Origin of the sequence: Olivibacter sp. CPCC 100613, from assembly GCF_036959255.1 — a bacterium.
Classification (GTDB): Bacteria; Bacteroidota; Bacteroidia; order Sphingobacteriales; family Sphingobacteriaceae; genus Olivibacter.
On the sequence record NZ_JAWMTI010000002.1, the window covers coordinates 205,614 to 217,789 of the forward strand.

General features: G+C 41.9%; 6 protein-coding genes. All 6 read right to left on the minus strand.

Translation table 11 applies throughout. The features are described from left to right. Positions 1-20: 20 nt before the first annotated feature. The 6 genes from RYH73_RS07290 to RYH73_RS07315 all read right to left on the minus strand — a co-directional run bounded on the left by RYH73_RS07290 (position 21) and on the right by RYH73_RS07315 (position 12,148). Positions 21-2,411 carry a glycoside hydrolase family 127 protein gene (locus RYH73_RS07290; RefSeq protein WP_335312759.1) on the minus strand — a complete coding sequence of 797 codons (2,391 nt, stop codon included), beginning with the start codon at positions 2,409-2,411 and terminating at the stop codon, positions 21-23. A gap of 1,009 nt (positions 2,412-3,420) precedes the next feature. Further along, the gene (locus tag RYH73_RS07295; RefSeq protein WP_335312760.1) at positions 3,421-4,860 is read right to left on the minus strand and encodes a sialate O-acetylesterase; all 1,440 of its coding nucleotides are present in this window, start codon (positions 4,858-4,860) and stop codon (positions 3,421-3,423) included. Positions 4,861-5,176: 316 nt separating this feature from the next. After that, complete coding sequence (locus RYH73_RS07300; protein ID WP_335312761.1) at positions 5,177-6,493, minus strand: sugar porter family MFS transporter; 1,317 nt, start codon at positions 6,491-6,493, stop codon at positions 5,177-5,179. A gap of 125 nt (positions 6,494-6,618) precedes the next feature. Continuing rightward, the gene (locus RYH73_RS07305; RefSeq protein ID WP_335312762.1) at positions 6,619-8,604 is read right to left on the minus strand and encodes a sensor histidine kinase; all 1,986 of its coding nucleotides are present in this window, start codon (positions 8,602-8,604) and stop codon (positions 6,619-6,621) included. A 138-nt stretch (positions 8,605-8,742) separates the two neighbouring features. Continuing rightward, complete coding sequence (locus RYH73_RS07310; RefSeq protein WP_335312763.1) at positions 8,743-10,440, minus strand: GH39 family glycosyl hydrolase; 1,698 nt, start codon at positions 10,438-10,440, stop codon at positions 8,743-8,745. 88 nt (positions 10,441-10,528) lie between these two features. Beyond that, positions 10,529-12,148 carry a RagB/SusD family nutrient uptake outer membrane protein gene (locus RYH73_RS07315; protein WP_335312764.1) on the minus strand — a complete coding sequence of 540 codons (1,620 nt, stop codon included), beginning with the start codon at positions 12,146-12,148 and terminating at the stop codon, positions 10,529-10,531. Between the last annotated feature and the right edge of the window lie 28 nt (positions 12,149-12,176).

The window sequence follows — 12,176 nt, forward strand, 5'->3', positions numbered from 1 at the left end:
ATTTAAGGTTTACGGTTGTCTTATTTTAATAACCTTATTTCGATAATTTTATCGGTATTTTTCTCTTTACAAGCCCTCATGCGTACCGTTAATTTATCCTGATTGGTCAATGACTGATCCAGTGGATAAACAGCGATGGCCGTGTCTTCCGATTTCCGGGTCTGGCTAAGCGGTTTTAGTAGCCGATCATTTACCCAAAGTTCATAACAGGAGCTTGGGTTAGGTAGCAACTTAATTCTTATGTTTGTCGCAAGCCTGTCATTGTTGTTCATTTCATAACTGAACCATCCGTTTGCTGCCCGCCAATGCTCATCACCCGATACACCCGTATAGGTATTTTCTTGCTGCATATGATGATCAGATTCCGGTTGTTGTTCTCCCAGGGACACAACATCCACGGTCTGCTCATCAAGCTTCAGTTGCTCTTCCTCGCGTTGACGGGCGACACGACGAATGCTATCGAGCGATTGTGCATTGACAACACGCCAATAGATCGTGTAACGTGCATCGTGTAAACTAAAGAAAGGCTGTAGACCAACTTTTACTTTCCGGCCATTTTTAGTAAGGTGATCGAGTTCAAACGAGAGTCGGTCTTTATCTACTACCCGTGCAAAACTTGTTACCTCCCTGGTTTCGGACACCAACAATGGATTTTCGTCTACCGGTAACAGGGCACTGGAAGCGATATGTCCCATTCTTTTATCATCTGCAAAAAGCCCTTTAAGATCCTCCGTTCCATTTTTTGAAGCCAATACAATCGGACCGTAGGTATAAGAAACCCAAGGCTCGCCACTTGGCAGAAACTCGGCCTGTATTGCCATAGGCAAATCAAACGTAATACTTGACCGTCCTTTCCATTGACGGTTGATTTCCCAGTATCCATTGCTTTCTTTATAAGGAGTCTTTTTTCCATTTACCAGTAAGTTAACACTTTCCTCACCGGCCCACTTGGGTTTACGAATAAAAACAGAAAAGGTCATAGCCTTGTCCACATCCATTACAATCTCACTTTTTTGCTCGTAGGGAAAATTAGAGTGTTGCTGCAAAGAAAGCCCTTTTTCCTGCCACTTAAGTTGGGAAGGAATAAAAAGGTTTACATATAGATCGTTCCCTTTATGGGAATAGATTAATTCGCCGTATTTACCGTGGTTTTCCAGTCCACTTCCTACACAGCACCAAAAACATGCTTGCGCCTGTGAGTAAACTCGGTAATGATTTGGTCGCATAGGGGTAAAGTACACGAAACCTCCTTGCATAGGATGTTGTGAAGAAAGAATATGATTATACGTAGCTTTCTCATAATAATCAATAAATTTCCGCTCAGGATTTAGCAAAAAAAGATCTTTCGAGAGCTTCATCATATTGTACGTATTACACGTCTCAGGGCCTTCACGCGACGACAACATTTTTGCGAAGCTATTCAGTGAATGAAAATGTTCACTTTCACTATTTCCTCCGATTGACACCGTACGATGTTCAACAACCGTATCCCAAAAAAAACGAGCAGCGCTCACCCAGCTTACGCTATCTGCTAAAGCTGCTATCTTTTCAAAGCCGATTACTTTAGGAATTTGTGTATTTGCATGTAAACCGCTAAGCGCATCCTCACCCGCCAATAATGGTTGCAGTATCGAACGATGAGAGAGTCTCGTTGCCATTACAAGATACTTCTGTTCACCACTTATTTGTGCCAAATCGGCAAACACTTCATTGATCCCACCATGTTCTGAACGTAATATGGTTTGTATTTGCTGATCACTAAGTCCGCTAAAAACATCCAACCACCAATCGGCTAATTTAAAAACCATTTGCCGGGCTTCTTCATTTCCTGTATAACGATAGGCATCGATTAAGCCGGCGAAGAGTTTGTGAATATTGTAAATGGGAACCCACTTACCATTTAACGAAAAAGATTGGGCGTCTATTTTTCCTTTTTTTATGTCGTTCCACATCCTTTTACCGTCCGGAATCCCTCCTATGTAACCCGCTGAATCCTGCAGCTGGCAACGTTTCAGTTCGCTTAACATATAGGCCAGTCGTGTTTCAATAGCCTTGTCACCTGTCGCGGCCATCATCAAGGATAGTGCCGACAGATAATGTCCACCAATATGGCCATCCAGGCCCGTATTCTCCCAATTACCATAGTTATCAGCTTTTGGTTTCAACCCCGCCTCTCTGAGATATGGCGCCAATAGACGATCCGGGTTCAAAGACAACATGTAGCGAAGATCCGTTTCCTGTGCATCTTTAAAAGGCCCCTCATTTAATCTAATTGACGTCAACGGAAAAAGTTTCATCGCCTCTTCCTGGGCTACCGCGGGCGTATATAGCGCCATTAGTAGACAGAATATAATGAAAAAAATAGGTCGTCTTTCAAAACCGCAAGTCGTTGTCAATTTTTTATTATTCATAGATTGTGTTATGTCTTCGAAAAGAATTTTAAAGGTTAATTGATAACGCGTTTTGGAGAACTGAAATTCGTCGCTTTCATACTTCCTTCGTTAAAGTGCCTCAACTGGTTAGTAAATAAGTGTTATATTAACAATTATATATCAAATATATCACTCCTATCCGATATATCCAATAAAAGCTTGAAAAAAGGCAGGGTATGTAGGTTCAATTCCAGCTGTAGTAGGAATTTCGCTTTTAATATAAACACCGAGGTAATCAGGGATTTCGCCTTTAAAAAAGAACATTTATTTTATACATCCCACTTGGACGCACCCAAGTGGGGCAAGGTGCTTAGGCTTGTCTATTCCGTTGCAACTCGTGGTCAGATGCCCATCCGTGAATCGGAGCCACCCTCTTGCGCAATGGCATGCCCTCCGTTCGTCGATTCACTCATTACCATCTGCTTCGCACGATAATGGTGAAGGGGCATCTTTGACTGCCGGTTGCTGCCTCCACAGACTAGGCCATTGACGTCCTTCGGAACGGCAGTGCTGATACCAGGCTACAGTGCGTAGGGCAAAACGGCCTCACAGCATGAGCGTGAAGAAGATTTAGGATAGCCGAGGACAAAAAATCATGTGAAGAAGCGAGGGGGAAGACTAGCGGGAAGGAGCGGCTCCACAGGATTCAACATTGGGCCTAAATCTTTAGCGAAAGGATGTGCAGCCTTGATGTTTGCCTCTCTTTGCATCAAGGTAAAGAGAGATGAAATAAAAAAATCATCAAGACAAAACGTAAATAAAATTGACTAAAATAAATGTTCTTTAAATAGAAACACCACGTGGACTCACCCTGGATTCACCTCGAAGAAGGTAGTTTGTTTGTCTTATCTTGGTATCGTGTGTTTATGGAGAAGCTTGTAATAATGCCGTTCGCGGGGGATATCTTTAAATAGGCGAAGACAAGGTAACATTTTTTTAAATAAATTCTCTATTTATCAACTATTTAATGGTGACCGGAAACAATCAGCTAGTTTTTCTGTTCAGCGTTTTCAGTAATAAAAGGAGATGCCGGTAAACCTTCTTTATTATAAAAGTTTACATCAGGCACATTTGCCCAGCCATAACGGGCATGCTTTGGGCTTTTTACCTGATCGTTACTTAACACAATTGTAGTACCTTCGATGGAAGCAGTGGCGGGATAGTATATCCCATCCGCTCCAGCAAGCTCAAATCCTTTTAATTTCTCGTTTTGCGGAAGGCTTACCAATCCTTTTCCGGTATGCTTAAATTTTAAGTACAGTTTATTCGCTTTTACTTTGTAGGAAGAATACATTGGCCCTTGGTACTCTTCTTTAGCTTGATAAGCTAACGCCGCAGCAGCAAGTGCCAAGCGTTCACCTACAGGCTGTTTCTTGGTCGGATGAATATCATTTGCATCACCACAATCTGTTGTTACGATTAAGGCCGTATTGCGCACCCGTTCTGTCACCTTTCGCTGTGCTTCTCTTAGCGCTGGTTTCATATTCTTATGAGGTGCAATTTGCACGATTAAAAAAGGAAAATTGCCTTGATTAAAATCCTTTCGCCAATTTTGAATCATATTACTTAAAACGAGCTGATATTGTGATGCCCTGTCATTATTAGATTCACCCTGATACCAAGCCACACCTTTTATAGGAAAATGAAGCAAGGGATAGATCATTCCATTATATAAACCGGCAATACGCTGCCCTTTTGGCTGATAGCCCACATTCATTGTTTTAACATAATTTTCGACCAGTTTATTCAATTCGGGATTATTTTCCAGAGCTGCCCTACTTGTCCAATCTTCTGCAGGTGTTCCGCCAAAAGCCGAAAACAGGATACCAATCGGCACCTCCAATTTTTTATATAAATTTTTAGCGAAAAAGTATCCCACCGCTGAAAAGTCAAAAACCGTTGATGGACCGCATACACTCCATTTTCCGAAAACATCTTCCTCCGGCATTTCAGCGTACTTTAAGGGGACATAAAACTGGCGAATCAGGGGATAATTTGCTTGATCCCGTTCTGCCTCCCAGTTATCAACAGGCCGTTGCGGTGGCCTTGGTCCAAGTTGACGTTCCATATTCGACTGCCCGCTGCAAAGCCATACCTCGCCAATCAAAATGTCATGAACACGAATTGTATCATCCGCAAAAACCTCCATCGTTAAAGCGGTTTTGGAAACATCCATTGGTTTAAGCCTAACCATCCATTTACCCTCGGAAACTATGGTTTTATGTTCTTGCCCATTAAAACGGACACTGACAGATGTAGCCGTCGACGTACCCCAAACAGGTACGGATACGCCATGCTGGAGCACCATATGATCACTAAATAAACTATTTACTTGGGTTTCCCCGAAAGCGAATGAACAACAAGAAATGCTCAGTAGAAATAACCATATCCCTTGTGAAGCCGAGCGAATAAGAAGGTGTTTTAACATTTCAGATTATATAAAAAGGTCAGGCCTAAGATAGTAATTTATTCAATTCTTTCTCGTAGCTTTACACAAGCTTTTCTTCTCTTTATTCAACACTTTCAATTGACTTTTCAAGTCTATCAAATCTGCATTAAGTCCACCTTAAGTCCACATTAAGTCCACGTCAACTCCACCTATCCTTCGCTTTCCATTCACCTTCTATTGTCGTTTTCCTCGATCTCTATAAGGCGTACCCCATATGGATATCACCTGAATAGAAGATGGATAGCGATCCTGGTACAACTACCTATAGCATCCCCGATTCTCCTCACCTAAAGAATTAAACACCTAATTCCCGCTGTATTTCTTCCAAGCTTTTACCCTTTGTTTCGGGCATTACGCGCCAAATGAACAGAAAAGAAAGCAACATCATGGCTCCATAGAAGACAAAAGAATAAAATCCACCCAGCGGACTTCCCTCTACAATAATCGGAAACACCCACGAAATAATTGCAGCCATGATCCAATGGGTAAAGCTTCCCAGTGATCCTCCTTGCGAGCGAACTGCATTGGGAAAAATTTCAGAGATGAATACCCAGATAACGGCTCCTTGTGAAAAAGCAAAAAAGGCAATAAATCCTATTAAATAGATAATTACGTGCTTATCAGCTGCTTCAGGGTTACTAAATGAGATAGCGGTTAAGGCCAGAAAAACGACCATTCCAACCGCGCCCATTAAGAGCAAGCGCTTCCTTCCAAAGCGATCAATCACGGTCATGGCCAATGCTGTAAAAAGAAAATTCGCCAGTCCTATATATACTGATTGTTGGAAGGCATCTGCTTTATTAAAACCAGCCATTTCAAAAATCCTGGGGGCATAATATAAAATAGCATTAATACCCGATAATTGATTGAACATCGCCAACAAGATGGCGTAAAAAATGGGCTTATTATATTTACCATTGAACAAACTTTCACGCGTACCGTCAGCTGCTAATCGGTGCTCCTCTCGAATAAGCTGTGAAGCGCCCTGTTCCCCCAACCGCGTAAAAACCCGCTCTGCCTCCGTATCTCTACCATTCAACACCAACCATCTTGGGCTTTCCGGTATCAACTGAAGCAAGAGAAAGAACAGCACCGCGGGAACAGCCATTACGCCCAACATGTAACGCCAGGCATTTTCTTCACCTGTAGCCGATAAAAGGTAATTGGTAAGATAAGCAACAAGTATACCACCAACAATATTAAGTTGAAACATGCCTGCTAGACGTCCTCTACTTTGCGCAGGAGATATTTCGGCAATATACATGGGACCTACTACCGATGACGCGCCTACAGCGATTCCACCTAAAAACCGAAACGAAACAAATAAAAACCACTGTTGAGCCAAAGCACAACCGATTGCAGAGAGTAAATAAAATAAGGCGATACCGATGAGTACTTTTTTTCTTCCATACTTTTGTGCGGGAGAACCTATAATCAACGAACCGAGTACCGTTCCGATCAAGCTTGCCGCAACAGTGAATCCCAACCAAAAGGCATCGAGGTTCCAAAATTCTTGAATGGTGCGTTCTGCTCCTGAAATAACGGCTGTCTCAAAGCCGAAAAGAAAACCGCCCAAAGCCGCAATTAATGCGATACGCGTAGGATAAGTCATATTTTCTGTTTATAAATTCGTATAATTACCGCTGTTTTTGGTCGGGTGCTTTTTACAAAACACCTACCACTGGCCCTTGCTATTCTGGATGATACTATTATCAAATGAAAATAAAACAAGCTGATTTATCGCACCGGTAGTTCAATATTTACGGAAGTACCCTCATTAACGATCGAGTCAATTTCTAAGCTCCCTTTCAAAAAGGACACCCTGCTCTCGATATTGCTCAAGCCAATGCCCTTTTTCGTTGCCAACACCCCTTTATCAAAACCTTTACCATTATCTTCCATTGTAATAAAGAACCGATTTTCATTTTGACTACATTGCAATACAATGTTACTGGCTTTTCCATGACGCACAGCATTTGTTAACAGTTCTTGTATAATTCGGTAGATACTTACTTGTACTTGTTCGGGTATATCCTTCTGTACGCTAAAAGCCTGAAAAGTAATATAGGTTACTTCATTTCTAAAAAAATCACAGAGATCTTCCAAAGCTATTTCCAGGCCGAATTTAATCAAGGCCATGGGCATCATGTTATGTGCAATTCGCCGTAGCTCAGTCAGCGAGCCATCTACTTCATTGATGATACCGCCTAAATCGTCGACAATTACTTCCGCATCAGACTTTGCTTCCAATCCCGAGAGATGAATCTTTACATTCGCCAAAAGCCCGCCCAAACCATCATGTAAGTCGCGTGCTAAACGTCGGCGCTCCTTCTCCTCACCTTCTAATAATGCCGAACTATAGGCCAATTGTCGCTGTTGTTCTACTTCTTTCAACTGTTGTTGGTAATTAAGCTCCTTCTGTTCTGATAATTTCCTATTATTGCGATAGTACCAAAAAGAGAAAACCGACACCAAGAGTAAAAAAAGACTCAATAAGCCCAGCAACCAATTAAAAAGACGATTACTACGTGCTTCCAGAATAGCTCGATCATTCTCAGCTTTCAATTCACTGATTTTCTTTTCATTCTCGGCATTCCTGAATTTTACTTCCAGTGCATGGATATCATTCTTCAACTTACTGGCATTCAGGCTATCACTTAATAGGCTATATTGTTTTAGCCAGCTATATGCGGAAGACATGTCTTTCAGTTTCACATTAGTTTCTGCCAATCCTTCATAGATCTGTAATCTATTCACTAAAAGCGACATAAATTCCTTTCGATGCAACAACTGTTGAAGCACCTCCTTTGCTTTTCCATAGTCACCATTTTCATAGTAAACATAAAATTTTTGGAAAATGAGGCTCTGCTCATCGTATGATAGGGCAAGTTTTTTCGCCAATGCAACTCCCTTGTCTAAGCTAGCCAATGCTTTGGCAGGACTCCTTACCACCGTAAAGTACATCCCTTCAATCATATAATAGCGTAGAAAGTGTTCCGACGCTGGAAAAGGGGCTAGTAATACGTAGGCGCTATCGAGCATTGCTTTTGCTTTCGGATAGGTTTCTAAAAAAACATAATTTTCAGCGTTGGTAACATAAGCTTTTGCCAGCAGACCCGGCTCTGCATGTACTCCACGTAAAATGCCGATCGCTCTTAGGCAATATTTTTCCGATTTTTCTAATTGACGTTTATTTTTGAAAACAATCCCCATAGCGAGGTAATGATCACCCACTAAGGATTGGTCGCCCGATTGCTCGGCAAAGGGAATTGCTTTATTGACCAGCACATCAGTAAAGGCCTTTTCATCGTCATCCAATTGCTTCAAAAAACCGATTCTACGCCATACCTTCGATCGAAATAAATAAGCATCCGGTGTGCTGAATTTTTTAAGCAGAGAATCGGCTTTTAGATAAATCGCTTCGCTTTTCTCCCGATCCGATTGGAAAACCGCTTCAAAATAATAGCGAATTCCTTGTAAATAAGGGTATTTTTCACTGAGCTTTCGGCCCCTGTCTAAATATGCTTCAGCCTTTACACTATCTTTAGCAGACCAATACTCCGCTAAAAGAAAGCTAGTTCGCGCTTTAATACTATCGGAGGTATGCTGTTTTAAGACCGAGACCAGGCTATCAAGATATTTATGCTGATTAAGCGGTATTTGTGTCCAACCATAGATCCAAGGGATTAGAAAGACAATCAAACAACATACGCGACGAATCATTTCGATATTATAAATTGATTTATACCGGTTAAAAATATCTAAAATTTGTCGAAAATGAAATTTCTTTAAAGTAAACCAGCAATTTAATCAAGAACAAACCACCCTCCAATTTCCGTCGCTTCGATCTACCTATAAACATCACCAGTCCAATTTCACAAGGGCCACTGCTTGCCGTTTCAATTGCAAAGGTATTTCCGTTTTTCCGGCATTTATTTGGATCAACTTGCTCGAAACACATGCTAATTGCCCTGCCTGTTCGAGTTTGGCAATTTGTTCTTGTGTAGGCTTTTGCGGAGACCCCATTTTTTTCCACAATACGTATGAATTACTATTTTCATCATCAATCAAGTAGATCGTTAATCTTGCGCTTTTTACAGGCACGTGATCCATGACAACATGAACCATTTCTGCTGGTCCTTGTTTATCCACATCGTGATAATTCCACACCATGACAGCGGCAGCATTTGCCTCTTTCGTGGCCATAGCACCAATATCTGTCTGTGCTCCACAAATGCTCGAATCCAGTACAGTTTCCAAAGGGTACATTCGGTTGCTTTCTGCCAATATACGATCGCCGCGCATCATGCCAAACATTCTAAAAACATTGAGTACAGGCTTATCAACCCCGTTTGTTGCCAAATCTCGAAATCCATAAAACCAAGGTTGATTTTCAAATTCGAAGGACCAAGATACCGCACCTAAGAAATTCACGTTGGCACGGTCGGCCAGTAGGTATTTTCTCGCAAAAGATGCCGCGGTATAACTCGAATACATGGTTCCATTGCGGTAGGCGTTTTCCGGGTTTGTCGCCATACCACAAGCGGCACACCCTTCCGGGTCAGATTCACCAATGATGAGCGGTAAGTGTTTCGTTTCGGGATAAAAAGAAGCTATACGAAAGCCGGTTGCAATATCGCGCATTTGTGGTGCCATATTCATATGAACAACACCATCTACCAGCTTGGGTGATCCCTTGGCATGAAAAAGCAATGCATCTAAAGGTGAGCCTTTCTTTCCGGTAGCATAGTTAACACCTGAAATACAATGATTTATAAAATTATTCATCCATTCGATCGCCCCCTTACTCGATGTTCCCGCAATATTAGGCCCTCCAATCCTAGCGGTCGGTAGCGCGCGTTTAACACCATCTGCCGCATAATCATAAAGCTTAAAAAATTCGTCCTGACCAGCCTTCCAATAATATCCGTTGGGTTCGTTCCATACCTCCCAATACCACGATTCCACTTCCTCTTTTCCATAACGCGCTACGGCATGTTTTACCCATTGATAGATCAGTTCACGCCACTTATTATAATCTTTGGGAGGATAGGCCCAACCGGTAATTATATCCGAATAAGGGTCACCTGGTTTCCAATGGTGCCTATAAGGTTTTGGGTTATTGGATGACAAATCTTCAGGCATAAAACCTATTTGGGCCAAAGGTTTCATCCCTCGTTGAATATAAGTATCAAAAATGCGATCGATAATTGTCCAGTCATAGATCGGGTTCCCATTTTCATCTTCGGTATAGGCATTCGTGGAACCCCATTTTAGCGCGGCAGTACCGTCACCGCTCACCAGCAGACTGTGCGTACGCACATACACCGGCACGGGGCTCAGATCAGCTAGCTCTGAAAGGAGTTTTTTACCATCTTTCATGTAGGTATAGTTTGGCTCATCGTATCCAAACCAAGCCCATATTGGTTTCATCGGAGCAATCTTCTTCTGAAGATCCACCCTAACAAAATTAGATCCAGATGAGTCTTGCTGTGCCTTGACATTTATGGACATAATAACCGACAGGACAAGCGTTAAATAAGATATTATACGTTGCATATTTTTTATATAATTCATGAAAGAAAAATCACTTTATAGAACTAATTTACAATTATTAACGGATGTTCCAGATTGAAAACAGGGTACATCAGTACCCCGGATTCTGTTTCAGTTTATTATTAGTTAGTAACTCTGAATTTGGAATGGGAAACAATTTTTTGGAATCGGCGCTCGGATCGTGTGAAAACCATGACTTCTTGGTGAAGACATCAAAACGGATCATGTCTTGTCTGCGCCTTCCCTCTTGCGTAAACTCCCAGGCCAATTCATCGAGCAATCTCCCAAACTTAACATCAGCCCCTCCTTCATGCGTAGTTGCATTAAGATCTCTTCTACCATAATCATAGGTGCTTCCCGCTAGTAATTGCGCTCCTGTTACCTTTGCTTTTTCCGGATTGCTCTTAAAATTACGCTCCCTTACTTGGCTTACCAGCGTGGCGGCCTCTTCTTGCTGTCCTGTTCTAAGTAAAGACTCTGCTTTCATCAACAGAACATCTGCATATCGAAGCAAGGGCCAATCATTACTTAAACGATTGGTTATGCCTTGTGCATATTCGAACTTACCCCAGCGTAATCCGTGAACTTCCTGTGATTCATCGATGCTAGGGACTTCATTTATATAACTCAAGGGTCTCCCGGCGTAAGCTCCCATGGTGCAATTCAAGGTTGCGCCGGTGGAAGAATATTGTTGTCCTTGTATAAAATTGGCTGCCAACCGATTATCGTCGGGATCAAATGAATTTATGTACTGCGGCGTGACACAAACACCACCCCAAGGCGTTGCGGTAAAGTTGTAAGTAGCTTGGTTGGCCGGCTGCAAGGTGTACATGTGAAAATCAAAAGCATTCCAATCACTTACATAGTTTTCATCAAATGCTAAAGCCATAATAATCTCGATGGAATTTTCATTATGGGTGGCAAAAACATTGGACTGATTAGCCTCTAAAGCATATTTGTTAGCTTCGATAACCCGATTACAGGCTTCAATGCACTCCGCATAATGACCGATTCCTGTATAGACTTCTGCATTCAAGTAGACCTTTGCCAATAAGGTATAGGCTGCCCACTTATTGAAGCGACCATAAAAATCGCCACCCACTGTTTCACTTAATTGATCGATATTTTGGGTGATCTCCGTCACAATGAAATCGTACACTTCTTGTCGACTATTCTGCTCCGGCAAGTATCCTTCAGGTACGTCAAATTGTGTAACTAATGGAACGTTCCCATAAAGGTCGCATAGCAAATAATAATAAGACGCGCGCAGTACTTTTAATTCGGCCAATATTTGTTCGCGGGAGTCGGGAACAGCCACTGCTCCTGATTCGATCTGATAAATAATCCGATTACAATTATTCACCCCAACATAAGTTCTTTCCCAACAATTTCGTACGACTTCGTCTTCTGAAGTCCATTTGTGTTGGTGTAAGCGCTTGTATACGCCTCCATCTACCCAGCCATTCGGACGTGCGGGTAATACGTCCTGATCAGCGGTAAGCATTTGCGCTCTTACCACGCCATTCCATAATAACATGGTTTGCCTCCATGGAACATAGGCTGACCCAATGAGTGCAATCAGATCATTGCCTGAAGCAACAAAATCATCGGCAATAACACGATCATAGCTCTCATCTTTCAGTTTGGTACAGGATAAATTCATCGTCAATAACGATATCATTAGCCCCAGTAAGAATATTTTAGTTCTCATTTTTATTTTAATTAAACGTGCCCTTTAA